We start from the raw sequence: 26,059 nt of genomic DNA on the forward strand, positions 1-26,059 counted from the left end.
TTAGTATTCAAAAAAAGGGATACATTTCCTGATATAAAAAAAGAAAAGACGATACCTTTATTAGTATCGTCCTTTAACTTAATTCTTCTATTATTAAGAGGCAATCTGATTATTTACTTGCTTCATTTGCTTCACTTGTTTTGTTGACTTTGTTACATTTAAAACAATGTTTAAAAATATAGCAGTTAGACTTCCTGTTACAATCCCGCTACTAGTAAGGATTTTAACACTCTCAGGCAGGTGGGCAAACATATCCGGTACGGCCGTTACGCCCATTCCCATCCCAACTGAACAGGCAATAATTAGAAGATTTTCTTGTGAAGCGAAATCAACTTTGCCGAGCATTTTAATTCCATAGGCAATAACCATTCCAAACATCGCCACCATTGCGCCACCAAGTACAGGTGTTGGAATAACGGTAGTAAAGGCTGCAATTTTCGGAATAAATCCAAGAAATACTAACATACCGCCCATTGTATAAATGACGTTATTGCTTTTAACACCTGAAAGCTGGACAAGTCCTACGTTTTGAGAATAGGTTGTGTATGGGAACGCATTAAATATCGCACCAATAATACTTGCTAGGCCTTCCGCACGATAACCTCTTGATAAATCCTTCTCCGTTAATTTTTTTCCCGTGATGTCACTTAGGGCGAAATAAACTCCTGTTGATTCTACCATACTCACAATTGCAACGAGTGTCATCGTAATGATCGGAGTCCATTCAAAGGTAGGTGTTCCAAAATAAAATGGTTTTACCATGTGGAACCATGATGCATCAGCAACCGCTGAAAAGTTTACTTTCCCCATAATAGATGCAGCTAACGTACCGCCCATTAATCCTAGTAAAATAGAAATGGAGCGAATAAAACCTTTTGTAAAACGGTAAAGCAAGATAATAAATAGCAACGTTCCGAAAGCTAAGCTGATATTTGAAAGGCTGCCAAAATCTGGGCTGCCTTGTCCGCCAGCGATGTTATTCATTGCAACAGGGATCAGTGTAATCCCAATAACAGTTACAACAGAACCAGTAACAACAGGTGGGAAGAACTTAATTAACTTCCCAAAGAATTGAGAAATAACAATGACAATCAATCCAGAAATGAGAATCGAACCATAAATGGCGGAAATACCAAACTGTCCACCAATGGCAATCATCGGTCCAACGGCAGTAAAGGTACAGCCAAGTACAATTGGTAAACCGATTCCGAAAAAGCGATTCTTCCAAACTTGTAGAATTGTCGCAATTCCGCACATTAAGATGTCGATGGATACCAAGTAGGTTAATTGTTCCCCCGAAAATTTAAGAGCTCCTCCGACGATAAGTGGAACAATTACCGCTCCTGCATACATCGCTAAAACATGCTGAATGCCTAATGAGGCGATTTTAAATGGATGTTGTTTCATTAGATTAATTCCTCCACATTTTCATTTATAAATGTCACTTTTCCGTTTGATAGGGAAGCAATTCTTGCTAAGGATTCAACCCTCAACCCTAAGTCCTTCAATTTTTGTGAACCATTCTGAAACGATTTCTCGATGACAATGCCAATTCCAGCAACGTTCGCACCGCTTTGTTGAACGATTTTTACTAAACCAAGAGCCGCTTCACCATTAGCTAAGAAATCATCAATGATGAGGACTCGGTCACTTTCATTCATGTATTTATTGGAAACGGAGATCTCGTTTGTTTCATTTTTGGTAAATGAATAGACAGACGCCGTAAGTAAGTCATCGACAAGTGTCAACGATTTTCTCTTTCGAGCGAATACAACTGGGACGTTCATATATAAACCAGCCATTACAGCAGGGGCTATGCCTGAAGATTCAATCGTTACAATCTTAGTAATGCCTTCATCTGCAAATATTCTCGCAAATTCTTTACCAATCTCAAGCATTAACTGCGGATCGATTTGATGGTTTAAAAACGAATCGACCTTTAACACATGGTCCGATAAAACCTTTCCGTCCGTGCAAATTTTCTCCTCTAGTAATTTCATAATAAAACTCCCCTATTAAAAATGATAAAAAGCCCAAAGGTCAGTGCCTCACAACAAAATAATTGAGTGAGATAATGACCTTTGGGCTTCGTGTCCAAACGGTTAAGGAATAGGTGCATAGCTACTTCCCATTACCCACTCATAGTCAGATTGTTACGGCAATCTGGTAGAAACTTGCGGGCCATCTCCCCGCGATTATATGAGTGAAACGCATATGAATTTATTCACATTATAAAGCACATAAAAAGAGGAAATCAACCATTTTTTCGCAAAAAGCGAACATTATAGTTTTTAAAATCGAAATTGTTCGTCCTTGGTAACCGTTTAAATAGGTGTAAATAAAAGGCCAACACAAATATTGAATAACCATTCATTTTCAGGTACTATTAAAGAGAAAATTTATTCTGAAAATTCTAAAATAGAGGATGGGTGAGTACTATGAAAAAATCTATTCCAGATTCCTGGTGGAAACAAATGAAGTTACCGGCCATTTCAGCCCCGATGTTTTTGGTGTCAGGCACCGAACTCGTAAAAAATTGTTGTTTGAATGGGGTAATTGGTTCTTTTCCTGCTCCAAATGCAAGACCGATTGAAGTTCTTGATCAGTGGATGGGGCAATTAAATGCGGAGTTAGAAGAGGCACGTGCCCTCGAACCAAACCGAAAAATTGCACCGTGGGCGATGAATATGGTTGTACATAGTTCTTACGGCCGCTTACAGGAAGAACTTGAATTGATTAAAAAGCATCAGCCGCAAATGGTGATTACCTCTTTAGGAAGTCCGAAATTAGTTGTTGATATTGTGCATGAATATGGCGGACTCGTATTCTCGGATGTAAGTGATTTAAAATTTGCTAAAAAAGCGGCAGAAGCTGGTGTTGATGGCTTGATATTGGTGGCGAGCGGGGCAGGGGGGCATGCTGGACAAATTAACAACTTTGCCTTCGTCGATATGGTCCGTAACTTCTGGGATGGAATCATTGTCCTTGCTGGTTCAATTTCTACCGGCAAGGGGATTTTAGCTGCACAAGCAGCGGGAGCAGATCTTGCCTATATGGGAACAAGGTTTATCGTGGCGACTGAAAGTATGGCTAATGATGAGTATCGGGAAATGCTGGTTGAATCAACCCAAGAGGATATCATATTAACGGATGCTTTCTCTGGTGTCATGTGTAATATGCTGGTGCCTAGTATTAAGAAGGCAGGTTTAGATCCCGAATCACTTGTCAAAAAGGATCAGGTAAACTTTGATAGTATGCAAAGGGAAACGAATGCGAAAGCTTGGCGTGATATTTGGTCAGCAGGTCATGGCGTAGGGGCCATCAATAAAATTGAAACAGTGTCTGAAATAATTAATAGTTTAGAAAGCGAATACAAAGAGGCATTACAAAAACTCAATCGAAATGCAGGGAAATGTAGTTCCGTGTCAGTAAATTAACCAAAAGCCAACAGATTTTAGTTGCAGGGCATATAAAAACATAAAGAAAGGAACCCTTCACGCGAAAGGTTCCTTTCTTTATGGAAGCTTTTTTAGTCTTGGTTACTTATTCTTTTTTTCCTTTGAGACGATCTTAATCACCTTATAACCTGGTTTCATTTTAATCTTTTGAACTCCATTATTGGTTGTCACTTGATACATGGTAAATTTCCGAGGTTGACGTTCGAGTATGTCGATTTTCTTAATTGTGTCTTTACGAAAATATTTATGTAGTTTCTTGGTTTGCTTTTCGTGTTTCTCACCATAAAGAAGATCGTAGGCAAAGATAAAAAATAATATAAATACAGCACCAATGATAAGTGTGTAGAAGGCAGAATATAAAAATGACAAGGTTGACATCCTTTCTTAAAAGCAATCGTAAGCATCTACGTCTTTAAGAAACAATTATAACGGAAAAGCATTCAATTTATAAGTTAATGTTTAGTGAATTATCTTAAAGAAATAACATTATTTTGATTTGGGTACTCTAAAAGGATATAAAAAATATTTTTCTTTTTTGTCCACTAGATATGAACAACTTTAAAAATTTATGATAAAGTATACATTAGGAATCCTTTAATAACGCTATTCAACAGTAAAATTAATGTCCATCTGAAACGGACAATTGTTTTTTCGCAAATGACATTAAAGGTTCAAATTATAAGGGGGAATGAATGATGTCTAGTCATATTTTAGAACAATTTTTAAATGAAAATCTTGAGGATTTAAAAGGAAAAGGCCTATACAATGTCATCGATCCACTCGAGAGCCCGAATGGTCCACTAATCACGATTAATGGTAGAGAACTTGTCAATCTTTCTTCTAATAATTATTTAGGTTTAGCAACGGATGAACGCTTGAAAAAAGCCGCAGCCGAGGCCATTGAAACCTACGGAGTTGGAGCAGGGGCAGTCCGTACAATCAACGGAACACTCAAGTTGCATGTGGAACTCGAAGAGAAATTGGCTGAATTTAAACATACAGAAGCAGCGATTGCCTACCAATCTGGATTTAATTGCAACATGGCAGCCATTTCCGCTGTTATGGATAAAAATGATGCGATTCTTTCAGATGAATTAAACCATGCGTCGATTATTGACGGCTGTCGTCTTTCGAAAGCAAAAATCATCCGTGTTAATCACTCTGACATGGAAGATTTACGTGCCAAAGCAAAAGAAGCAAAAGAGTCTGGTCTTTACAATAAGATTATGGTAATCACTGATGGCGTATTCTCCATGGATGGCGATATTGCCTTACTGCCGGAAATCGTTAAGATTGCTGAAGAATTTGACTTAATCACCTATGTTGACGATGCCCATGGATCAGGTGTGCTTGGTGATGGGGCAGGGACCGTCAAGCATTTTGGTCTTTCTGATAAAATTGATTTTCAAATTGGCACATTATCCAAAGCAATTGGTGTAGTCGGCGGATATGTTGCTGGTAAAAAGAATCTGATTGATTGGTTAAAAGTTCGCAGCCGCCCATTCCTATTTTCAACTTCACTTACTCCTGCAGATGTGGCAGCAAGCAAGAAGTCGATTGAAATCCTCATGGAAAGCACGGAACTTAACAAGAAACTGTGGGAAAATGGCGATTATCTAAAAAAAGGCTTACAAGAGTTAGGTTTTAATATTGGAAACAGTGAAACACCAATTACACCATGTATCATAGGGGATGAATCACTTACTCAACAATTCAGCAAACGTTTAAATGAAGACGGGGTTTATGCTAAGGCCATTGTTTTCCCAACTGTACCAAAAGGGACCGGACGTGTTCGTAACATGCCAACAGCAGCACATTCAAAAGAAATGCTTGATCGAGCGATTGCGATATATGAAAAAGTCGGTAAGGAAATGGGCGTAATCTAAAAAAGTCATTACAATTTTTAGCCTAAGTGAAGAGGACGGGGAAACGACGATGAAGCGTATTTTAATTACTGGTGCTCTAGGACAGATTGGATCAGAATTAACCTTAAAGCTACGAGACATTTATGGAGCGGATAACGTTATTGCGACAGATATAAAAAAGAACGAAAGTGAAGCTGCTCAAAGCGGCCCATTTGAAACGGTTGATGTCACAAATGTAAACCGAATGGTGGAAGTAGCAAAAAAATACAATGTTGATTCGGTTATGCACTTAGCCGCCTTATTATCAGCAACAGCGGAAGCGAAGCCTGTATTTGCATGGAATTTAAACATGGGCGGGCTGATGAATGGACTTGAGACGGCAAGAGAACTAAAAGCACAATTTTTCACACCTAGTTCGATTGGTGCTTTTGGGCCTTCAACGCCTAAAGACAACACCCCTCAAGATACAATTATGCGACCAACAACGATGTACGGGGTCAATAAAGTGGCTGGGGAATTATTGTCTGACTACTATTTCCATAAATTCGGAGTCGATACTCGCGGCTTACGTTTCCCTGGATTAATTTCCTATGTCGCTCTTCCTGGTGGAGGAACCACTGATTATGCAGTTGAAATTTACTATGAAGCAGTCAAAAATGGAAAATATACTTCTTACATTGATAAAGGTACCTATATGGATATGATGTATATGCCAGATGCCTTGAATGCTATTGTTGATTTAATGGAGGCCGATTCCACTAAATTAATCCATCGTAATGCTTTTAATGTTACGGCAATGAGCTTTGATCCAGAGGAAATTGCTGCTTCCATTGCTAAGTTTGTTCCTGGATTTGAAATTTCATATAAGGTGGATCCTGATCGTCAAAAAATAGCGGAAAGTTGGCCGAATTCCATTGATGCTACCGCAGCAAAAGAGGAATGGGGCTTTAAATACGTATTTGATTTAGATAAAATGACGAAGGACATGGTGGAAAAGCTTCGTCAGAAGGTATGATTTTAATAATCCTGAGCCGCAATGGTTCGGGATATTTTTTTAAGAAAAAAAGAAACAGCGAACCCACAGGGCTTCGCTGTTATCTTTTCACATAAATATATTTTTCCTTTTTCTCCGTAACTCTTCCTACAATCGAAGCATAAGGTAATCCACTAGCACGAAGTTTGTCCACATACTCAGCAGCTTCCTGTTCACTTAGAGCGACAAACAAACCGCCGGAAGTAATCGCATCACAAAGAAGTAGTTGTTCCTCAGGAAGGATCTCCTCATATTCAACATCATCCGCTAACCATTTATGATTCGCCTTAGAACCGCCGGGAACCACACCATTTTCCGCTAATTCTAGGGCACCTTCTAGTACAGGGACTTGTTCTAGTGAAAATTCAAAACTGACATTACTACCACGTGCCATTTCACTGCCATGACCTAGTAATCCAAATCCAGTTATATCTGTGACAGCGTGAGGTTGATAATTTGTTAAAACTTCAGCTGCCACCTTATTTAGCGCAGCCATGGTGTCAGTGACAATTTGTTCCTGTTCTGGCGTTACCACGCTTCTTTTAATGCCTGTTGTGATGATTCCCACTCCAATTGGCTTCGTCAACACAAGAACATCACCTGGCTCTGCGCCGACGTTTTTCCACACTTTATCTGGATGGACGATTCCTGTTACGGATAATCCAAATTTAGGTTCTTGGTCATCTATAGAATGCCCGCCTACCGTAATCGCTCCGGCTTCCTTAACTTTATCCGCAGCCCCGCGCAGTATTTCCGATAGCATTTCAGCACCCAATTTTTTAATCGGGAAACCTACGATATTCAAGACAGTTTTGGGTTCACCGCCCATTGCATACACATCACTTAATGCATTTGCAGCGGTGATTTGACCAAACATATAAGGGTCATCCACGATAGGGGTAAAGTAATCCACGGTCTGTATCAGTGCAATGGAATCAGTTAATTGATAAACCCCGGCATCATCAGATGTATCAAGCCCCACTAATAATTCTGGAACAGGTTCTTGTTTCGGTAAATGACGCAAAACTTGCGCCAGGTCCTCTGGACCAATTTTGCAGCCTCAACCAGCTTTTGTTGACAAAGAGGTCAAGCGTACTTTATCTTGTTCACTCAACGTGTCCACCTCCATTTTTATAGTATAACTCTTTCCCAAAAAATCCGCACGGATAGACAAAAAAATTGTAGTAGGAGAGAGAATAGGGTAAAATATTAACACTATCCTGATGTAGTAAACTCACTTTTTTGATGGAGGCATTTTTATGAAGAATTACCATATAATTATAGAATTTTGTATGCAATGAAATTACGCACCTAAAGCCGCGAGTTTCGCGGAAGAGCTATTTAATCATTTTTTTAGAGATATTCAAAAGTTAGAACTAATTCCAAGTTCAGGTGGCGCATTTGAAGTGACCGTGAATGGAGAGAAGATTTATTCAAAGCTTGAAACAGGATTATTCCCCGATACAGAAGAAATGATCGAAATCATTACAAAAAAATAAAAAGCAGCCCTCTGGTCCAAAAGGATTGGAGGGCTACTTTTTTACTTATAGAAACATTATGTCACCATTGAATTTAAGGCAGGGTAATGTATCTATTTTTTCCTACACAACTATCTATTTTTGAAATCACAACTTCTAATATTCCATTACTAAAAGTTGCATAAACAGTCTGATTTACGACTAGAAACGGAAAGTTGATGGATCGTACACGTTTTTGTTGTTTCATGGAAGGGGGGTATTTAGATGCTGATATCACTAATTGACTTCCTTCTATATATACCTTTATTTCAGAAGTTTCAAATTCACTTAGGATGGCCTCGACAATCCATTCCTTTTCAGTCTCATAAAGATCGATTTGAAATTGGGTTGCATCATAATAAGATGTAAGTGGATCGAGAAAATAACTTTCCAGCCATTTTTCCACTTCGTCAAAGTCAAAGCTTTGATTTTTCAGTTGTTTCTTTTTTGACATATTTAATCCCCCTTGCTCGTTTCATTTTATTCATAAGGGATAAAAATGTGAAAATGATATGATATAATTGGGACATGCAGAAGCGCCTCTTTTACTAATTACGATCATGTATGGGCTCTAAAGCTTGGTATATTATAGAAAGAGACCGATGGATAAAGGAGTTTTTATTTTGAAAGAATGGCTACGTTCCATCCCAGCGGTTCATGAACTTCAAAATCATGAGAGGTTTTTGAATCTGCTGAAATCAAGTCAGTTGGATCAATTGAATTTAACCAAACAACTTAAAGATGTCATTGATTCCATTAGGGTCGCGATACTTAAAGACAATTGGCCAGGTGCAAGACCAGGCACCATCGATTTTCATGATGACCTATTTACTATCCTCGAATCAAAAATACAAAAACAGTTTGCCTATACCATTGAAAAAGTCATCAATGCGACGGGAACGATCTTACATACAAATTTAGGAAGGGCTAGATTAAGCGAAAACGCGATCAGCCATGTGATTGAGACAGCAAGGAACTATTCCAATCTTGAGTATAAGCTATCTGAAGGTGAAAGAGGCTCACGACATAGTCATGTTGAATCCTTAATTAAAGAAATCACTGGGGCGGAAGCAGCCATGGTGGTTAATAATAATGCTTCTGCTGTTTACTTTGTCTTAAGAGCTCTTGCTTCTCAAAAAGAAGTCATTGTTTCAAGGGGGCAGCTTGTTGAAATTGGCGGCTCATTTCGAATTTCATCGATCATGGAAGAGAGTGGAGCAAAGTTAGTTGAAGTGGGTACCACCAATAAAACGCACTTCTACGATTATGAAAGGGCAGTCAGCCCAGACACAGCGATTGTCATGAAAGTTCATACAAGTAACTTTAAAGTCATTGGATTTACCAAATCGGTAGAAACTGAGGAACTGGTTAATCTCACGAAAGGATTGGATGAAGTCATTTTTTATGAAGATCTCGGTAGCGGTGCATTATATGATTTCAAGAAGCATGGAATTGGTGAGGAACCCGTCGTAAAAGAGGTCATTGAATTAGGGGCAGATGTTGTATCTTTTAGTGGAGACAAGCTCCTAGGCGGACCCCAAGCAGGGATTATCGCTGGTAAAAAAGAAATTATCGACCGTTTGAAAAAACACCAATTAGCACGTGTACTGCGTGTCGACAAAATGACATTAGCGGCATTAGAAGGTACGTTAATCGATTATGCCAGAGGTGAAAATGGACTGGTAAATATTCCAACGCTTCGGGATTTATTAGTATCACTCGAAGAATTAGACGTTCGAGCTCAGTCTTTTGTTACAAACTTATTACGAAATACCGGGAAATATGTTACAAAAATTACAAAAGGAAGCAGTCAAGTAGGTGGCGGGACGATGCCGGATGTGGAACTTCCAACCATTGTCATAGCCTTAAAACATGATACACTAACTGCGGAACAACTGGGCAGGAAGCTTCGTACAGAAGTGAAGCCGGCCATTATAGGACGAATCCAAAAAGATGAATTTATCATTGATTTAAGAACAGTCACGCTAGAAGAAGAAGCACATTTACTCCAAGCATTAATCAATGTTTAAAATAGGAATATCGAAGCCCCAGCACGTCAACTAAAGTGCTAGGGCATTTTTTATCCAAAATTCTGCTCCAAATCGATGGCTGTGACTTCGCCGCTAGAATGGAGCATCTGTTTATCTACATATCATGATGTGTATTATGTTTGGCTCTTGAATGGTTGCGGTTTTTTACTTTGTGAGAACCACTTAGCGGCTCAGGCTGACCAGATTGTTTTGGGGCATTTTTTCTCATGTCTTTGCCATCGTTTTTGTTCATTTTTCATCCCTCCTATATATTAGGATGCAGTCATTAAGTCCTTTTATACCGTATATTTTTTGTAGTTCTGTGCAATTTAACGGTAAACAAAATGAAGGAGTGAATGAAGAAAATGCAAAAGTTTCCTTACAACAAAGATAAACAACAAGCATTTCAAGCAGCACAACAAGGGTATGAGAATGCCCAAGGACTATATGAGACCATCGTGAGTGATAATGCAAGTTACGGCCATCAATTGAAGCATCTTAAAGACGAAGTAAATGAGGCCTACCAGCAGATCTCGAATGCCATGGAAGTGGCATCAGAACATCAACGGGCACAGTTAGAGCGTTTCCAACAGGATTTGTCAAGCATGGTGTCAGAAGTCAATCAAGTGGAATAAAAAAGCAGGCGGAAAATCGCCTGCTTTTAATTCTGAATCTAGCTCCAGCGCCTAGGGGCTCGGGGGTCATAATCCCCTAAAACAAGGCGCTTGCGCTTTTTATTATTGGTTTTTCTTCCGTTTTTTGTTATTCATTCTTTCTTTAGCAGTTAATTCTGGTTCACTGGCCATTTCTTCATTAAAGCCAGCACCTTTTCCTTGACCTTTGGCTGCATTCATCCCTGGAATTACATGATTAGACTTTCGTTTCACCATTGTGATCACCTCCTACAACATTACTATTTCCTCCATAGCAAAAATAATGACAAAGAAAAGTTTTTTTGAGATAATAATAGTGAAAATTTCGTTTTTTCCCTACCCACATCTATATTAGCACAGATGGTGTTTTTTGAATTTTCAGAACAAAATACATAAAAAAACATAAGTTAAACTTATCAATCACAATAACTTTCTTGTTATTTACTTATGAATTAGGTTGTATTAAGATAAGAATTGTGAGAAAAGTTACGACGGATGGGAAAATTCAAACTTTTCGACTTTTCATTTAATTTGGTGAATTATGACGAATGAGGGGGTTTTTAACACATGGTTAAAAACGATGTATTTAACGCACGAGCTTCTTTTGAAGCCAATGGTAAACGTTATCACTATTACCGTCTAAGTGCACTTGAAGAGGCAGGAATCGGTAACGTTTCAAAATTGCCTTACTCAGTAAAAGTTTTACTTGAATCTGTACTTCGCCAATATGATGGCCGCGTAATTGCAAAAGAGCACGTTGAAAACTTAGCAAAATGGGGAACAGCTGAACTTAAAGAGGTAGATGTTCCATTCAAACCTTCACGTGTAATCCTTCAAGACTTCACAGGAGTTCCAGCAGTGGTAGACCTTGCTTCTCTAAGAAAAGCAATGGCTGACCTAGGCGGGGATCCGGACAAAATTAATCCTGAGAAAACAGTAGACCTTGTCATCGATCACTCTGTACAGGTTGATGCATATGGATCTAGTGATTCTTTACGAGTGAACATGGATTTAGAATTTGAACGTAATGCAGAGCGTTACCAGTTCTTAAGCTGGGCTCAAAAATCATTCAATAACTATCGCGCTGTTCCGCCTGCAACAGGTATTGTTCACCAAGTAAACCTTGAATACTTGGCTGACGTTGTTCACGTGGCTGAAGTTGATGGTGAATTAGAAGCTTACCCAGATACATTAGTTGGTACAGACTCACATACAACAATGATCAATGGTATTGGTGTTCTAGGCTGGGGCGTTGGCGGTATTGAAGCTGAAGCTGGAATGTTAGGACAGCCTTCATACTTCCCTGTACCTGAAGTTGTTGGTGTTAAGTTAACGGGCGAACTTCCAAATGGAGCAACAGCAACTGACTTAGCATTAAAAGTAACTCAAGTACTTCGCAGTAAGGGTGTTGTTGGTAAATTCGTTGAATTCTTCGGCCCGGGTGTATCTGTACTTCCACTTGCTGACCGTGCAACGATTGCAAACATGGCTCCTGAATACGGTGCAACATGCGGATTCTTCCCAATTGATGATGAATCACTAGCATATTTGCGCTTAACAGGCCGTGAAGAAGATCAAATTAATGTGGTTGAACAATACTGTAAAGCTAATGGCTTATTCTTTGATTCATCATTTGAGCCGGTTTACACCAATGTAGTTGAAATCGACCTTTCTGAAATTGAAGCAAATCTTTCTGGCCCTAAGCGCCCACAAGATTTACTCCCACTTTCAAAAATGAAAGAAGAATTCGTAAAAGCTGTTTCTGCACCTCAAGGAAACCAAGGCTTTGGCTTACAAGCAAATGAACTTGATAAGTCCGCTACAGTTAAATTTAACAATGGCGACGAAACAACTATTAAAACTGGGGCAGTTGCGATTGCATCAATCACAAGCTGTACAAACACATCTAACCCTTACGTTTTAGTAGGTGCAGGACTTGTTGCGAAAAAAGCTGTTGAATTAGGAATGGAAGTTCCAAAATTCGTGAAAACTTCTTTAGCACCAGGATCTAAAGTTGTAACTGGATATCTTCGTGATTCTGGCTTACTTCCTTACCTAGAGCAAATCGGCTTCAACCTAGTTGGTTACGGCTGTACAACATGTATCGGTAACTCCGGTCCATTAAAAGAAGAAATTGAAAAAACAATCGCTGAAAACGATCTTTTAGTTACATCAGTACTTTCCGGTAACCGTAACTTCGAAGGCCGTATTCATCCGCTTGTAAAAGCTAACTACCTTGCTTCACCACCATTAGTTGTTGCTTACGCCCTTGCTGGAACTGTAAACATCGACTTCGCTTCTGAAGCAATTGGTAAAGATAAAGATGGAAACGATGTATTCTTCAAGGATATCTGGCCATCAACTGCTGAAGTTAATGATGTAGTTAAACGCACGGTTACTCCTGAATTATTCCGCAGCGAATATGCGAACGTGTTTGGTGACAACGAGCGTTGGAACGAGATCAAAACAAGCAATGAGCCATTATATACTTGGGATGAAGATTCAACTTATATTGCCAACCCACCGTTCTTTGAAGGCTTATCACCAGAACCAGGTACTGTTGAACCATTAACAGGACTTCGTGTAGTAGGTAAGTTTGGTGATTCTGTAACAACTGACCATATTTCACCAGCAGGAGCTATTGGTAAAAATACTCCAGCAGGGAAATATCTGCTTGAAAAAGGCGTTGCGATTCGTGACTTCAACTCTTATGGATCTCGTCGTGGTAACCACGAAGTAATGATGCGTGGAACATTCGCAAACATTCGTATTCGTAACCAAATCGCACCAGGTACAGAAGGTGGAGTAACTACCTACTGGCCAACAGGCGAAGTTACATCCATCTATGATGCTTGCATGAAGTACAAAGAAAACGGCACTGGATTAATTGTCCTTGCTGGTAAAGATTACGGAATGGGCTCTTCACGTGACTGGGCTGCGAAAGGAACTAACCTTTTAGGTATTAAAACAGTTCTTGCTGAAAGCTTCGAACGTATTCACCGTTCAAACCTTGTGTTAATGGGTGTGCTTCCACTTCAATTTAAAGAGGGCGAAAGCGCTGAAACACTTGGATTAACTGGTAAAGAAACCATTGATGTTCAAGTAGGCGAAGAGGTAAAACCACGTGATCTTCTTAAAGTAACAGCAACTGACGAAGCTGGTAACAAGAAAGAATTTGAAGTTCTTGTTCGTTTTGACTCAGAAGTTGAAATTGATTACTACCGTCACGGTGGAATTCTTCCAATGGTTCTACGTGAAAAATTACAAGCTTAAGACAGATGAACACCATGCCACTTGGCATGGTGTTTTTTAAAGAAAGGAAATATACAATGCTCTTACATCAAATAGTAGAGAGGTATAATCTTGAGGTTACTGACTTAGTACAGATTCACGAGGGCTTTCAAAATACTGTCTATTCGTTTCAACGAGCGGGAAGAAATTATATATTACGAATAACCGCGAAGTGCCGTCGGAGGCTGGAAGAGATTGAAAATGAATTTGCGTTTATCTTTGCTTTAGATGAACAGGGAGTAAGGGTGTCACTGCCAATACGTTCAATACACGGCCGTTTGGTAGAACTCTTTCCTGATCAAGATAAACATGTATTCGTCACTGTTTTCGAAAAAGCTTCAGGTAAACCTGTAGACGTAACTGACAAACACATTTGGAACGAAGCATTTTTTTATCAGTGGGGCATGGTGATAGGGGCCATGCATGATGCATCAAAAGGAATCAATAAAAAGCTGACCAGACCTGTGTGGAATTGTGAAGACCCTGATTTATTAGGGTTACTACCGCAAATGAACTCTGTGCAAATCAAACAACAATACATACATTTGCTGAACAAATTAAAAAGCTTCTCTCCAACACCCGAAAATTTTGGTCTTATACATAACGATCTCCATCAAGGTAATTTCTTAGTTGATAATGGCAAAATGACGGTCTTTGATTTTGATGATTGTGCCTATCATTGGTTTGCTAATGATTTAGCTGTATCCTTTTACCATGCTTACTGGCAGACTACATCTTTTACACCCGAATTCACTAATTTTAGTAATGTCTTCTGGGAACATTTTTTAAAGGGATATAATCAGAAAAATGAACTGACAAAAGAGATGATTTTACAAATACCTATTTTCTTAAAAATAAGGGAGATATTCTTATATCATTTATTTTTGGAAAAATGGGATCTGGACCATTTAGAAGACTGGCAGAAGTATACTTTATCAGATTTAAAATCAAAGATTGAAAACGGGATTCCTTATTCAAATATTGATTTTACTTTGCTTAGCGAAGAATTGTTTGACAAAGGTAACGGTTCACTAATACAATAAAACTAACAAACGAAAAGGAATGATTAAGGGCCGATGAAATTATAATCTTATTTTTCAGACATGATTCGAATAACGAAAAATGTTGAACCTGAAGAATAGGATTAGTATGTCCTTTTTTATGTCCTAAATCGTTTAAATGCCATTACAACAAAACCTTGTATAGGGTTATTTGTTGTGTCATTAACGACATATATACGACATAAATCTCTCTTCAGGTTCAAGCGAAGGGAGTTTTTTTATGCTTACAAATCAGCAGACAGTTATAAAAGTAATCGACTTAGAAAAAAGTTTTCATTTAAGGAAGGTATTGGACAATATTCAATTTGATATAAAAAACGGGGAACGGATCGGGCTAGTTGGCTATAATGGAACCGGAAAAACCACTTTGGCAAACATCCTTTTCGGGAAAATTGCACCTGATAAAGGTATCGTAGAAAAATCAAAGGATTTAACGATTGGCTATCTTTCCCAATCCATTGATTATCAGGTTAGTGATTTTCAGCAGTCTTTATCAGGAAATACCAAAAATCATTTGCTCGAGCATGCGAGTATGTTAGGTCTCACGAAGGTTTATAACTGGGAAGATGAGCGTCTAGGACATTTAAGTGGCGGGGAAAAATTAAAGTTGGCATTAGCAATGGTTTGGGCTTCCAAACCGGACTTTTTAATTTTGGATGAACCAACGAACCATTTAGATTATAAAGGGATCGAGTGGTTGGTTTCTGAATTAGAGAATTTCCGGGGACCCGTCCTTATTATCTCTCATGATCGGCATTTCTTAGATAAAACAGTTACTAGAATTTTTGAATTAGAAAATAGCAAAATTAATTTTTACAATGGAAACTATAGTGACTATCGTAAAGAGAAGCAGCAAAAAATTGAAAATAAGAAGCACCAATATGATGTCCAGCAGCAAAAAATAAAAGAAGTGGAAACACAAATTACTCAATTAAAATCCTGGTCTGATAAAGCCCATCGCGATTCTACAAAAAAAGGGAAGGGGCCAAGCAAAAGACAAAATGGGATTAAGGAATATCATCGGGTAAAGGCTAAAAAAACCGACAATCAAGTGAAGTCCAAAATGAAACGCCTGCAAAATGAGCTCGAAAAAAACAAGCTCGAAAAACCTTTAGATGAAGTTCAAATAAGGTTTCAATTTGACGCGCAAGGGAAGAGAGGCAAACGTATTGTCGAGGCGAAAAATTTAACCAAATCATATGAGAATCGGACGCTTTTTCATCATTCCAACTTCTATATTAACTACGGAGAACGGATCGGCCTTTTTGGTGAAAATGGCTGCGGCAAAACGACCTTCATAAAAATGTTGTTAGAACAAGAAGGTTGTTCTAATGGAGAGTTGTGGAGAAGCGACACTATAACAATCGCCTATCTGAGTCAAGATGTGGATGATTTGCCCTCCGAAAAAACGGCCATTGACGCACTGGGATTCACTGATCGGGAAAGTGTTCTAAAAGCTAGAACCCTATTGGCCAATATCGGCTTAAAAGAAGCACTAATTACAAAGCCAATTGGAACATTGAGTTTGGGGGAACGAACAAGAGTAAAACTCGTCGATTTATTAATGAAGGAATATGATGTTCTTATACTTGATGAGCCAACCAATCATCTAGATTTGCCGAGTAGAGAGCAGCTTGAAAATACATTGTCGGAGTTCTCCGGGACGATTATTACCGTCTCCCATGACTATTATTTTCTCAATAAACTTTGCGACCGGTTGCTTGTATTTGAAAACCAAAAAATCAGACGGATTGAGATGAAACCTGAAGAATATTTAAATCAGGGTGAAAATGAGAAGGATACCTTAAAACAGTCACTACTAATAATCGAAAACAAGATTGCGACAATTTTGGGACAGTTATCATTTATTGATCAAAAGGACCCTCGGTATCCCGAACTAGACCAAGAATTTAATAACCTTCTTAAGCAAAAACGAAAACTAATGGGCTAAAACAACTATAGATAAAATCAGTAAAGATTAAAATTAAAGGTCCTCAATTGGTTCGATTGAGGACCTTTAATCATTTTCAACAATCTAGCAAATACTGATCAATTTTTAGTCAATAAATTTAGAAGTTTTTTCTCTTTATCCGCCCGTATCCCAGCATTCCACTCATCCTCAGTCAATTGGCGGGTTTTCTCCCATTCATAAATATCAGTGATACTATCTTCAAGAGGCCTAAATGAAAGACCACTCTGAATGGCTTTATCAACATTGATAGAAAATGCACCTTTCCATGGCTCCACTGACTCAGATGACAATGGATAATTCTCGGGCACCCAAAGCGGCATTTCCGTCCATGGGGCTACTTTTTGATCCAGAAGAAATTGTTCCTCGGCCCAAACCACATCTGCATTTGAACCTGTCACTTTAATACATGTATCAACAAACTCTTTTATCGTTAATGGATAATCAGGACCCGTTGCATTAAAAGTTCCAGCGGAATGCTTCTCTTCCATATCGAGTATCCAGTTAGCCATGTCTTTGTTGTCAATCATCTGCACCCGGCGGTTCGGATTTCCAGGTACCAATACCTTGCCGCCTTTTGCGATTCTATTCACCCAATAGGGAACACGGTCAGTATAATCATTTGGCCCAATTAATTGACCGGCACGTATATTTAATACACGCCCCGGCATATTTTTCTCAGCTATTTGTTCACATAAAGCCTTAAAATGTCCGTAATATTGATAGATGGGTCCGTCGGCATCCATCGAAAGCTGATTTGCTTCCTCGATTGACATTTTCAAGACAGAGTAGTTTTCATCCAAATTCTCCTGAATCCAATCTTGATAGACAGAAATACTCGAAATAAACGTATAATGCTGGACTTGGTCTCTTAATAAGTTGGTTGTGTTCTGGACTGTATAGGGAATAAACCCGCTTGTATCAAGTACAGCATCCCAATAGCGATTTTGAAGCGCTTTCAAATTTCCAAATCGATTTCCATAGAGAACTTCGATATCCTTAATTCCGGGACTTTGAATTCCACGATTAAATATGGTGACTTCATGATTGCGTTTTAAAGCTTCTTCTACGAATGTTTTTCCTAAAAAGCGGCTTCCACCTAATACAAGTATCTTCAAAAATATCCCCCCATTCATTCATACTTCTATTTTAACAAATTTTCACACAATTTAGTTAACTTATCAGAGCGACAAATAAAAAAATGAAAGTATTGCATATGTCTCTGATATTGTTAAAATTACATTGGGTGAAGTTGAAGAAATGATTCTAAAAACTTAACAAGAATTTACATAAAAGTGAAAGGATGTTTTACATGGAAAACACATACTTACAATCCGTTTCCTATGAAAACGGAGTTCTAAAAATACTCGATCAAACCAAAATACCGAACATTACAGAATTTCTCGAAACCAGAAAAATTGAAGATGCTTGGGATGCCATTAAGCAGCTAAAAGTTCGAGGGGCGCCAGCGATTGGCATAGCTGCCGCATACGGGTTAGTGCTTGGATTCAAGGATGCCCCGGAAAATTCTTTTGAGGATTTTTATGGACATTTAAAAAAGCAATCAGATTATTTAGCATCTTCACGACCAACAGCCGTCAACTTGTTTTGGGCTTTGAAGCGAATGAATGAACGAGCACTTAAAGAGAAAGAATTACCGATTAATCAAATCAAAGAAGCATTGGAAGAAGAAGCCCATAACATTCGTAATGAAGATGAAGAAGTATGTCGGACAATCGGAGAGCATGCATTAAACCTTTTAGAGGACGGGATGGGGATTCTAACACATTGCAATGCGGGTGGGATCGCTACAGCGAGATATGGAACAGCCTTAGCACCACTTTATTTAGCAAAAGAAAAGGGCTGGGATATCAAAGTTTTTGCTGATGAAACAAGACCGCTGCTACAAGGGGCGCGATTAACTGCATGGGAACTAATGCAGGCTGGCATAGATGTCACTCTCATAACGGACAATATGGCCGCGATGGTTATGCAAAAGGGCTGGGTTCAAGCAGTGATTGTTGGTTGCGATCGTGTTGCAGCCAATGGTGATGTAGCCAACAAAATTGGGACATACGGAGTTGCCTTATTAGCAAAAGCCCATAATATACCTTTCTACGTGGCAGCACCAATCTCCACGATTGATTTGGATACAAAAACAGGTACCGATATTCCAATCGAGGAAAGAGATGCATCCGAAATTACGGATGGCTTTGGAAAAAGGACTGCCCCTGAAGGTGTGAAAGTGTTTAACCCTGCGTTTGATGTCACACCAAATGAGCTTGTTACCGCAATCATCACCGAAAAGGGTATAATAAAAGGAAATTACCAGGAAGAACTGGAGAAACTCTTTCAATCCTAAGAGCGGATTGTTTTTTGTAAATTGTCACAGTTTCGGCATATCCGTATTTGGTTTCACCTAAGATTATAGTGTAAAATCAATGTAGCAGATTATGAAGTAAAGGAGGATTCGGGAATGATAAAAAAAGTACTTGCTACCGTAATACTAGTTTCCTTACTTACAGTCGCGATTGTTCAAGCCATGGATAAGACTTCAGAAACTCCCGAAACGAAAAGTCAAACCACAGCAAGTCAAGAAGGTCTCGCTGTTGGAGCAAAGGCACCTGATTTTGAACTCAAAACACTTACCGGCGAAAAGATAAAGCTGTCTAATTTAAAAGGTAAAAAAGTAATGCTTAACTTCTGGGCAACATGGTGTCCTCCATGTAAAGCAGAAATGCCGGCAATGGAACAATTTTCAAAACAAATGCCTAAGGATGTTGTCATTTTAGCCGTGAACATTGATCCTCAATTAGATGTCCAAGGCTTTGTGGATGAAAATAAAATTACTTTTCCAATTCTTCTTGATTCAGAAGATCAAGTAAATGAAACTTATCAAGTCCTATCCATACCAACTACGTATTTTATTGATAGTAAAGGAAACATTCAGAATAAATATATCGGTGAAATGAAACTTGATGATATGAAAGATTTTACCAGAAAATTAAAATAGATTAAAAAAGACGTTGGATTATTCCAATGTCTTTTTTCTTGGGAAAGGCTTTTCTTTAAAATTTTCAAAAAGTTGTAATAATTGCAACCGTTTCCGGGCATAATAACTGTTAGAATAGGAACTAAGGACGGTGATACCGATGAGAAAACCAAGAAAACGCTCATTTGCTGAGCTTGTATCTGAAAATAAAACACAACTATTAAAAGATCGCGCTGCGATGGAAAAAATTGAACAGCGCCTAGAAGAAAAACGTCTCGGAAAAGCAGAATAACTAAAAAAGTTTACCAATCATGTTTTCCTTCCTTTAGGACAAAATGTAAATAAGGAGGGATCATGACATGGGTAAAAAATATCAAACGAAACGTTTTCAACCAGATCACGTTGGAACACAACCACGTGGTTTTAGCGGGAATAAAGGAAAGAAAATGAATGATACTTCAGGTGAGCATGCACAAGTAATACAAACAAAAGGTGAATAACAATGAATTTTAGACTTGACTGGTGAAAGCCAGCAAGTCTTTTTTGTTTTTGAAAAATTCTTGTTTATTTTTTTCAGTCCGTAACAAACTATATCTGTACCAATTACACCCTAGGAGGAAATTACAATGGCATATAATAACAAACCGAATCCAGATGACCGCAGTGATAATGTTGAAAAGCTTCAAGCGATGATTCAGAATACGGAAAATAATATCGAAGCAGCTGAGGAATCATTAGCCCTTACTGACAGCGAGACTCAACGCCAGGAAATTGAGGCGAAGAACGAGCGCCGCCGGGAAAGCATTGAATCGTTCCGGTCAGAAATTAAGGATGAAGCAAATAACCAACAAAGCTAATAACAATTGTATGACCTGTTCATTGTGGACAGGTCTTTTGTTTAGGTATGGAGTGATTGTTATGGTAAGATAGAAGGGAAATTTTGAAGAAGAAGTGATAATCTTGAGACAAATTGTAAACCAGGTCACTAATAATAATGAAGAAAAACTAAAGCAATGGGAACTGGAACTAAACCAGAATGGTTCGATTTCTAATGAAAGTGCATTAATTTCTGCGTTGACAGATGAATCCAATCCCATCACCTTATCAAAACTTTTAACACTTGCTGCTCTCTCTCGGATTGGACGAAATGAACAGGATAAAATGGCTGCAATATGGATGGAAAGAGCACTTAGTTTAGATCCAAATAATCAAGCAGCAAAAGAATATATGTTACAAACAGAATGGAAAAAATTAGCAGAAATACTCTTACCTCTTACATTTCCTGCTATGAGAGAAACAGATAACCGAACGGCAAAAAAGAAAACAGCCGAACAGTACATAGAAGTATGTCAAAATTTTTTAAGTAATGCAGACGAAAAACAATCAGATTTAGCAGTAAAAAGAGAACTTTCTGCAACGTTGAGTACGAAGGAAGTTTATCAACGGTATAATCAGTTATTTGAGTTATACTCTTCTGCAATCGATGAAACAGGTAAGCTATTAAAGGCCGTGGAGGAGTATGACCAATCGATTACAGGTGTTTTCCATACCTCCACCTATTATGATGATTTAAAATTGCATTTATCCAATTTAGATGAAATCAAAGAAACTTGGCAAAGGCAATTTTACGAAGAGAACGTACAATCTGTCACCGATCAAATCAATGCATTAGATCAACTAAATGATATGATTGGAATGGAATTTGTCAAGAATCGAGTAAATGACTTTTACCGCTTTCTCAAGTATCAAAAAAAGCGGAAAGATTTAGGCTTTCAAATGCAGGACGATTTGAGCCTAAATATGATTTTAACAGGAAATCCGGGAACAGGGAAAACCACACTTGCCCGCTTATTAGCGAAAATTTATCATGAATTAGGAGTCCTGCCTCGAGAGGAAGTGATCGAAACCGACCGCTCCCAGCTTGTTGGTTCTTTCGTTGGACAAACCGAGGAAAATGTCCGTTCCGTTGTGGAACGTTCAATTGGTGGTGTGCTGTTTATTGATGAAGCCTACAGTCTGAAGCGCGAAGGCCAAACAGGCAATGATTATGGTCAAGCGGCCATTGATACGTTAGTTTCCCTGATGACTGGAAGTGAGTATGGCGGGAGATTTGCAGTAATTATGGCGGGCTATCCCGAAGAAATGCGCACCTTTTTGGATGCAAATCCAGGCTTACGCAGTCGCTTTCCACAGTCAAACCTCATTCATTTACCTAATTATTCAAATGAAGAGTTAATATGGATAGCTGAAAAAGTTTCAGCAGATAATGATTATTTCCTTAGTGAGGAAGCTAAAATTGAAATTAATCATCGACTAGATCGTGAGCGGGTGGATGATACATTCGGAAATGCACGAACAGTCCGCAATATCGTTATCGATGCAATTTTCAAGAAGGGCTCTAATAAGGAAGTCTCTGACGATAATATCCTTGAATTTATGTTACTGAATAAAGAAGACTTTCTAATCGCAAAAGAAGAAGTTGAAGAATCCCCTTATGAAAAATTGGACCGGCTCATTGGTTTAGACGCATTAAAGATGGAAATGAGGTCACTGATTTCCTTCGTCAAGATGCAGCAATACCGGACGAAAAAAGGTCTTCCACCAGTGCCTATTCAATTACATGCTGTTTTCACCGGCAATCCAGGAACAGGAAAAACGACCGTAGCTAAGATTTATGCAGAGCTTTTGAAGGACTGTGGCATGTTAAAAAGAGGTCATCTAATTGTCGCAAGCAGAGCAGATTTTGTGGCTGGGTATGTAGGACAAACTGCCGGAAAAACGAAAAAAAAGATTAAAGAAGCTCTTGGAGGAGTCTTATTTATTGATGAAGCCTATTCACTTTTCAGTTCGACCTCAGGTGATTTTGGCAAAGAAGTCATCGATACAATTGTCGATGAAATGACAAAGCACAATGAAAACTTAGTGGTAGTCCTGGCCGGTTATCCACATGAAATGGACCTGCTATTAGAAAGTAATCCAGGTCTTCGCTCAAGGTTTAAAAAGTTCTTCTTATTTCCAGACTATACTTCTGAAGAACTGCTTGAAATCATGACCGTATATGCAGAAAGTTATCAATACCAATTATCAAGTGATGCTAAACTGCTGCTATTGAGTAAAATAGATCAAGAATCCTTTAAGGGTAATGGCCGTTTTGCTACTAATATGGTGGATGAAATGATTCAAGCACAGGCCTCAAGGTTAATGGAAGTGGAAGATGGGGAAGATCTTTTTGAAAAGTCACTCCTACTTGAGGTAGAGGATGTATTAAAGGCCATCAATAAAATGTAAAACTCTATCGTAGAAAGGGTGAGGGCCCATGGAAAACTATTTTATTTCGACTCGAGAAATTCAACTCTATTATGCGGACACGGATATGATGGGGGTTATTTACCACGCTAATTATCTTAAATTCTTTGAACTTGGCAGAACTGGGTTTATTGAGGATCTAGGCTATAGTTATCTTGCAATGGAAGAGTCAGGTTATTTTGCCCCTGTTTATGACGTCCAAGCGACCTATAAAAAACCGTTGCGTTACGGTGATCAGGGGTTTGTAAAAACGTGGGTTGAATTAAATGATGGTATCAAAACGGTATATGGTTATATAGTTGTAAATGGTGAAGATGAGATATGTGTGGAGGGGAAGACCACGCACATTATTGTTAAAAAAGATAACTTTAGACCGACTTCATTCAAAAAAGCCTTCCCTGAATGGTTCCTAAAATATGAAGAAATTAAGAAAAAATAGTCTAGGGAAAACATTTCCCAAACATATGTGCAGGCAGGTTTCTGTCGGAATGGGGTGACTTAGGTGGCTTTTGGAATCAAACGGCAGGAAGTCATCGAGTGGAAGAGAAAAATTGATAATGGAGAAATAGCTTTTTTAACCCATTATTGGATAGATGAACGCTTTCCAGGATGCAATACGGTAACCAAGGTTGGTTGTAATAACCTTGAGCAATTAGCAGACTGGGGACAAAAATATGGATTAAAAAAAGAATGGATTCATGTTCGCAAGGATGGGTATTCCCATTATGATTTACTTGGTGAGCGCCAACGAGACATTTTACATAAAGAAGGATTGTTAGAACATATTTGGAAAAAGAATCAGAGCACACTTGAAGAGTAACCATCTTTAAGTGTGCTTTTTGCTATGAACCATAATATACAGGGATAGTTATTAACCCGGTTATTAACAAGAAGGTTGTGACGAAGGTATGTGCAATCATCGCAGGAAGTACACTTTGTGATTTGACTGTTAAAAAAGCTAAAATTAATCCTAGAAAAATATAAATCATACATATCATTGGTGCAAAACCAAACATGGTGGTGTTGATACCGAAAGCGATGCTCGTAACGATTATCCCAATAGGTTGATTGGTGATTCTGATCAGTTTCGGCAGAAGGATTCCACGCCATAATACCTCATCAAGTATCGCGTTTACCAATGCGAATAACAAAATCAATAAAAACGGACGCCAATGCATACCTTCTTTTTGAAATAGAAGTGTAATACCTATAAATAGAACAGCCATTAGTCCAAATATAAGAACGAATCTCTTAAAAGAAAAAATAATTTTAAAAGGAAATTGAATTTCTCCAGTAAAAATTGGCCGGTGAAAGTAAGGAGTTATTTCTTGTTTAAACTGCTTAACCACATAACTTATCATTAAAATGGGAATCAACAATAATAATTGACTCAACATGATAAGCGAAAAGGGTGCTAAATGAAAACTTTCAATAAAATTATCCATGTATCCCAGCAAGAGATTTCCGAGAAAAAATGAAATAACCATCCAACCAGAGAGGCGATTCTCTTCTTTTAAAAAAACAATGATTAATAATAAACCAATTAATAGCACAAAAAAAGGGTTGTAAAATCCTCTCGTAAAAAGATACAAGATGAGTAAAAAATACCCAGATAGCCAGAGCCCTTTTTGCTTTATCCGTTCCATCCGATCTTCTCCTATCATTAATCTAAGAATAAAAGGCCCCGTATTAACGGAGCCACTGCATCATGTGATTTTGGATTTCCGTGTACTTTTCTTTGGCATTACGAAGACCAAATGATCGAGCATTTTCTAAAGGGATTACACGGAAATTATGATTTTTTTTACCAGAGACATAGGTTGGATAAAAATTCGGGTGAGACAATTCAATCGAATTTCCATTACCTGATATATGTTTTGTAATCCCAACCGTAGCTAAACCACCAATATCTTTATAATCATTTCGTTGTGATGATAGAAAATTTCCTAATGAATAGACAACAAATGCTTTTCTTCCATCCGCTGTTTTGATCCATTCCATGGGCTGAAGAACATGCGGATGTGATCCAAAAATGATATCGACACCTTCATTTGCGAGAAATCTAGCCAGATCCTTTTGTTCTTTGTTAGGCATCCGGTGGTACTCATCTCCCCAATGGATACTCATAACAATGACATCGGCTTCCTTTTTGGCACGATGAATCTCATCACGCATCGTTTCACGATTAATCAGATTGACTAGGAAATCCTTTCCGTCTGGAACCGGGATTCCGTTTGTTCCGTATGTATAGGAGAGAAAAGCAATCTTTATCCCATTTTTATTTAAAATCCTCAATTTTTGGCGGTCCTTTTCATCAAGGAAGCTTCCAACGTGAGGTAAACCAATACTTTCTAAATAGTCAGCCTCTGACTTAATCCCTTTTTCGCCTTTATCCAAGGTATGATTATTGGCAGTGGATACAATATCTACTCCTGTGTGGACAAGAGCATCCGCCACCTCGTAAGGACTATTAAACCGTGGATAACCAGCAAGACCTAATGTTTTTCCACCTATCGTACTTTCTTGATTGGCAGTTAATACGTCTGGTTTTTTTAATAGAGTTTTTACGTTCTCAAACATCGGGTCAAATTCATATGTTGCACCATTAAAGGCATCTTGATAAACATTATCGTGAATAAGGATATCTCCGATGGCTCCAATGGTTATTTTTTCTGTCATTTCTCGATTGACCAGCAATAAAGAACGGGTTTGAAGATTTTTCGTTGGAAAAACCTTTTGTTCGTCCTCATTAGTATTTTGCCATTGTTGAATAAAAAGGAATGATGCTAAAGCAATACAAACAAAAATAATTATAACTGAAGGTATGGCATGCCTTTTCATAACTACTCCTTATCTTTTATCTGATAATTATACTATATTATAT

General features: G+C 38.3%; 27 protein-coding genes and 1 riboswitch. Of the genes, 17 read left to right on the top strand and 10 right to left on the bottom strand.

All coding sequences use genetic code 11. The features are described 5' to 3' along the window. Positions 1-93: 93 nt before the first annotated feature. Both BR30_RS0124505 and BR30_RS0124510 read right to left on the bottom strand, forming a co-directional pair. Positions 94-1,407 (bottom strand): nucleobase:cation symporter-2 family protein, encoded by a 1,314-nt coding sequence (locus BR30_RS0124505; RefSeq protein WP_026567305.1) that lies wholly within the window; start codon positions 1,405-1,407, stop codon positions 94-96. Continuing rightward, positions 1,407-2,000: a xanthine phosphoribosyltransferase gene (locus BR30_RS0124510; RefSeq protein WP_026567306.1), complete on the bottom strand. Its 594-nt coding sequence runs from the start codon at positions 1,998-2,000 to the stop codon at positions 1,407-1,409. Before BR30_RS0124510 ends, BR30_RS0124505 begins: the two co-directional genes overlap by 1 nt. 122 nt (positions 2,001-2,122) lie before the next feature. After that, positions 2,123-2,223, bottom strand: a riboswitch (purine riboswitch). A gap of 215 nt (positions 2,224-2,438) precedes the next feature. Between BR30_RS0124510 and BR30_RS0124515 the strand changes: the two genes are divergently transcribed. Continuing rightward, complete coding sequence (locus BR30_RS0124515; RefSeq protein WP_026567307.1) at positions 2,439-3,437, top strand: NAD(P)H-dependent flavin oxidoreductase; 999 nt, start codon at positions 2,439-2,441, stop codon at positions 3,435-3,437. Positions 3,438-3,539: 102 nt separating this feature from the next. Here the strand turns inward: BR30_RS0124515 and BR30_RS0124520 are convergent, their stop codons facing one another. Next, positions 3,540-3,827 carry a hypothetical protein gene (locus BR30_RS0124520; RefSeq protein WP_026567308.1) on the bottom strand — a complete coding sequence of 96 codons (288 nt, stop codon included), beginning with the start codon at positions 3,825-3,827 and terminating at the stop codon, positions 3,540-3,542. Positions 3,828-4,153: 326 nt separating this feature from the next. On the opposite strand from BR30_RS0124520, the gene BR30_RS0124525 reads away from it, so the two are divergent. Together BR30_RS0124525 and BR30_RS0124530 are read left to right on the top strand one after the other, a co-directional pair. Further along, on the top strand, positions 4,154-5,344 hold the full coding sequence (locus BR30_RS0124525) for a glycine C-acetyltransferase (protein WP_026567309.1): 1,191 nt from the start codon (positions 4,154-4,156) through the stop codon (positions 5,342-5,344). Between the two features lie 49 nt (positions 5,345-5,393). Then, entirely contained in the window at positions 5,394-6,338 is a 945-nt protein-coding gene (locus BR30_RS0124530; protein WP_026567310.1) for an L-threonine 3-dehydrogenase, read from the top strand. A gap of 79 nt (positions 6,339-6,417) precedes the next feature. On the opposite strand, the gene selD is transcribed toward BR30_RS0124530, so the two are convergent. Then, positions 6,418-7,485, bottom strand: a complete 1,068-nt coding sequence (gene selD / locus BR30_RS0124535; protein ID WP_442852994.1) for a selenide, water dikinase SelD — start codon at positions 7,483-7,485, stop codon at positions 6,418-6,420. A gap of 130 nt (positions 7,486-7,615) precedes the next feature. Between selD and BR30_RS37495 the strand changes: the two genes are divergently transcribed. Beyond that, complete coding sequence (locus BR30_RS37495) at positions 7,616-7,855, top strand: Rdx family protein (protein ID WP_442852995.1); 240 nt, start codon at positions 7,616-7,618, stop codon at positions 7,853-7,855. A 73-nt stretch (positions 7,856-7,928) separates the two neighbouring features. Here BR30_RS37495 and BR30_RS0124545 read toward each other — a convergent pair whose 3' ends face one another. Next, complete coding sequence (locus BR30_RS0124545) at positions 7,929-8,327, bottom strand: Hsp20/alpha crystallin family protein (protein WP_026567312.1); 399 nt, start codon at positions 8,325-8,327, stop codon at positions 7,929-7,931. Positions 8,328-8,496: 169 nt separating this feature from the next. Between BR30_RS0124545 and selA the strand changes: the two genes are divergently transcribed. Continuing rightward, positions 8,497-9,903, top strand: coding sequence for an L-seryl-tRNA(Sec) selenium transferase (selA, locus tag BR30_RS0124550; protein WP_026567313.1), 1,407 nt, complete (start codon positions 8,497-8,499; stop codon positions 9,901-9,903). Between the two features lie 115 nt (positions 9,904-10,018). Here the strand turns inward: selA and BR30_RS0124555 are convergent, their stop codons facing one another. After that, the gene (locus BR30_RS0124555) at positions 10,019-10,156 is read right to left on the bottom strand and encodes a small acid-soluble spore protein P (RefSeq protein ID WP_026567314.1); all 138 of its coding nucleotides are present in this window, start codon (positions 10,154-10,156) and stop codon (positions 10,019-10,021) included. A gap of 112 nt (positions 10,157-10,268) precedes the next feature. On the opposite strand from BR30_RS0124555, the gene BR30_RS0124560 reads away from it, so the two are divergent. Continuing rightward, positions 10,269-10,538: a hypothetical protein gene (locus BR30_RS0124560; RefSeq protein ID WP_026567315.1), complete on the top strand. Its 270-nt coding sequence runs from the start codon at positions 10,269-10,271 to the stop codon at positions 10,536-10,538. A gap of 102 nt (positions 10,539-10,640) precedes the next feature. Here the strand turns inward: BR30_RS0124560 and sspO are convergent, their stop codons facing one another. Then, positions 10,641-10,793 (bottom strand): small acid-soluble spore protein O, encoded by a 153-nt coding sequence (sspO, locus tag BR30_RS0124565; RefSeq protein ID WP_026567316.1) that lies wholly within the window; start codon positions 10,791-10,793, stop codon positions 10,641-10,643. Positions 10,794-11,123: 330 nt separating this feature from the next. Here sspO and acnA point away from each other — a divergent pair, with 330 nt between their 5' ends. The 3 genes from acnA (at position 11,124) to abc-f (ending at position 16,859) form a co-directional block, all read left to right on the top strand. After that, positions 11,124-13,829: an aconitate hydratase AcnA gene (acnA, locus tag BR30_RS0124570; RefSeq protein ID WP_026567317.1), complete on the top strand. Its 2,706-nt coding sequence runs from the start codon at positions 11,124-11,126 to the stop codon at positions 13,827-13,829. 56 nt (positions 13,830-13,885) lie between these two features. Then, complete coding sequence (locus BR30_RS34490) at positions 13,886-14,890, top strand: phosphotransferase enzyme family protein (protein ID WP_081825591.1); 1,005 nt, start codon at positions 13,886-13,888, stop codon at positions 14,888-14,890. 238 nt (positions 14,891-15,128) lie between these two features. Beyond that, the gene (gene abc-f, locus BR30_RS0124580) at positions 15,129-16,859 is read left to right on the top strand and encodes a ribosomal protection-like ABC-F family protein (protein ID WP_026567318.1); all 1,731 of its coding nucleotides are present in this window, start codon (positions 15,129-15,131) and stop codon (positions 16,857-16,859) included. A gap of 98 nt (positions 16,860-16,957) precedes the next feature. Here the strand turns inward: abc-f and BR30_RS0124585 are convergent, their stop codons facing one another. After that, positions 16,958-17,995 (bottom strand): NAD-dependent epimerase/dehydratase family protein, encoded by a 1,038-nt coding sequence (locus tag BR30_RS0124585; RefSeq protein WP_026567319.1) that lies wholly within the window; start codon positions 17,993-17,995, stop codon positions 16,958-16,960. A gap of 194 nt (positions 17,996-18,189) precedes the next feature. Here BR30_RS0124585 and mtnA point away from each other — a divergent pair, with 194 nt between their 5' ends. The 8 genes from mtnA (at position 18,190) to BR30_RS0124625 (ending at position 23,995) form a co-directional block, all read left to right on the top strand. Beyond that, a complete protein-coding gene (gene mtnA, locus BR30_RS0124590) occupies positions 18,190-19,239 on the top strand; it encodes an S-methyl-5-thioribose-1-phosphate isomerase (protein WP_026567320.1) in 1,050 nt (349 codons plus the stop codon). A gap of 114 nt (positions 19,240-19,353) precedes the next feature. Then, entirely contained in the window at positions 19,354-19,890 is a 537-nt protein-coding gene (locus BR30_RS0124595; protein ID WP_026567321.1) for a redoxin domain-containing protein, read from the top strand. 139 nt (positions 19,891-20,029) lie between these two features. Beyond that, positions 20,030-20,161 (top strand): FbpB family small basic protein, encoded by a 132-nt coding sequence (locus tag BR30_RS0124600; RefSeq protein ID WP_026567322.1) that lies wholly within the window; start codon positions 20,030-20,032, stop codon positions 20,159-20,161. A 67-nt stretch (positions 20,162-20,228) separates the two neighbouring features. Beyond that, a complete protein-coding gene (locus BR30_RS0124605) occupies positions 20,229-20,369 on the top strand; it encodes an acid-soluble spore protein N (protein ID WP_026567323.1) in 141 nt (46 codons plus the stop codon). Positions 20,370-20,495: 126 nt separating this feature from the next. Further along, positions 20,496-20,726, top strand: coding sequence for a small acid-soluble spore protein Tlp (gene tlp, locus BR30_RS0124610; protein WP_026567324.1), 231 nt, complete (start codon positions 20,496-20,498; stop codon positions 20,724-20,726). Between the two features lie 94 nt (positions 20,727-20,820). Continuing rightward, positions 20,821-23,157, top strand: a complete 2,337-nt coding sequence (locus BR30_RS0124615) for an AAA family ATPase (RefSeq protein ID WP_231507803.1) — start codon at positions 20,821-20,823, stop codon at positions 23,155-23,157. Positions 23,158-23,185: 28 nt separating this feature from the next. After that, on the top strand, positions 23,186-23,614 hold the full coding sequence (locus BR30_RS0124620) for an acyl-CoA thioesterase (protein WP_026567326.1): 429 nt from the start codon (positions 23,186-23,188) through the stop codon (positions 23,612-23,614). 63 nt (positions 23,615-23,677) lie between these two features. Then, complete coding sequence (locus BR30_RS0124625; RefSeq protein ID WP_026567327.1) at positions 23,678-23,995, top strand: hypothetical protein; 318 nt, start codon at positions 23,678-23,680, stop codon at positions 23,993-23,995. Positions 23,996-24,017: 22 nt separating this feature from the next. Here BR30_RS0124625 and BR30_RS0124630 read toward each other — a convergent pair whose 3' ends face one another. Together BR30_RS0124630 and BR30_RS0124635 are read right to left on the bottom strand one after the other, a co-directional pair. Continuing rightward, a complete protein-coding gene (locus BR30_RS0124630) occupies positions 24,018-24,821 on the bottom strand; it encodes a CPBP family intramembrane glutamic endopeptidase (RefSeq protein WP_026567328.1) in 804 nt (267 codons plus the stop codon). A gap of 43 nt (positions 24,822-24,864) precedes the next feature. Then, on the bottom strand, positions 24,865-26,016 hold the full coding sequence (locus BR30_RS0124635) for a CapA family protein (RefSeq protein ID WP_026567329.1): 1,152 nt from the start codon (positions 26,014-26,016) through the stop codon (positions 24,865-24,867). Between the last annotated feature and the right edge of the window lie 43 nt (positions 26,017-26,059).

Source organism: Bacillus sp. UNC41MFS5, assembly GCF_000686805.1.

Coding starts and splice junctions, on each gene's coding strand:
- BR30_RS0124505 (WP_026567305.1), bottom strand. CDS start 1,407: ATGAAACAACATCCATTTAAAATCGCCTCATTAGGCATTCAGCATGTT.
- BR30_RS0124510 (WP_026567306.1), bottom strand. CDS start 2,000: ATGAAATTACTAGAGGAGAAAATTTGCACGGACGGAAAGGTTTTATCG.
- BR30_RS0124515 (WP_026567307.1), top strand. CDS start 2,439: ATGAAAAAATCTATTCCAGATTCCTGGTGGAAACAAATGAAGTTACCG.
- BR30_RS0124525 (WP_026567309.1), top strand. CDS start 4,154: ATGTCTAGTCATATTTTAGAACAATTTTTAAATGAAAATCTTGAGGAT.
- BR30_RS0124530 (WP_026567310.1), top strand. CDS start 5,394: ATGAAGCGTATTTTAATTACTGGTGCTCTAGGACAGATTGGATCAGAA.
- BR30_RS0124545 (WP_026567312.1), bottom strand. CDS start 8,327: ATGTCAAAAAAGAAACAACTGAAAAATCAAAGCTTTGACTTTGACGAA.
- BR30_RS0124555 (WP_026567314.1), bottom strand. CDS start 10,156: ATGAACAAAAACGATGGCAAAGACATGAGAAAAAATGCCCCAAAACAA.
- BR30_RS0124560 (WP_026567315.1), top strand. CDS start 10,269: ATGCAAAAGTTTCCTTACAACAAAGATAAACAACAAGCATTTCAAGCA.
- sspO (WP_026567316.1), bottom strand. CDS start 10,793: ATGGTGAAACGAAAGTCTAATCATGTAATTCCAGGGATGAATGCAGCC.
- acnA (WP_026567317.1), top strand. CDS start 11,124: ATGGTTAAAAACGATGTATTTAACGCACGAGCTTCTTTTGAAGCCAAT.
- BR30_RS34490 (WP_081825591.1), top strand. CDS start 13,886: ATGCTCTTACATCAAATAGTAGAGAGGTATAATCTTGAGGTTACTGAC.
- abc-f (WP_026567318.1), top strand. CDS start 15,129: ATGCTTACAAATCAGCAGACAGTTATAAAAGTAATCGACTTAGAAAAA.
- mtnA (WP_026567320.1), top strand. CDS start 18,190: ATGGAAAACACATACTTACAATCCGTTTCCTATGAAAACGGAGTTCTA.
- BR30_RS0124595 (WP_026567321.1), top strand. CDS start 19,354: ATGATAAAAAAAGTACTTGCTACCGTAATACTAGTTTCCTTACTTACA.
- BR30_RS0124600 (WP_026567322.1), top strand. CDS start 20,030: ATGAGAAAACCAAGAAAACGCTCATTTGCTGAGCTTGTATCTGAAAAT.
- BR30_RS0124605 (WP_026567323.1), top strand. CDS start 20,229: ATGGGTAAAAAATATCAAACGAAACGTTTTCAACCAGATCACGTTGGA.
- tlp (WP_026567324.1), top strand. CDS start 20,496: ATGGCATATAATAACAAACCGAATCCAGATGACCGCAGTGATAATGTT.
- BR30_RS0124620 (WP_026567326.1), top strand. CDS start 23,186: ATGGAAAACTATTTTATTTCGACTCGAGAAATTCAACTCTATTATGCG.
- BR30_RS0124630 (WP_026567328.1), bottom strand. CDS start 24,821: ATGGAACGGATAAAGCAAAAAGGGCTCTGGCTATCTGGGTATTTTTTA.
- BR30_RS0124635 (WP_026567329.1), bottom strand. CDS start 26,016: ATGAAAAGGCATGCCATACCTTCAGTTATAATTATTTTTGTTTGTATT.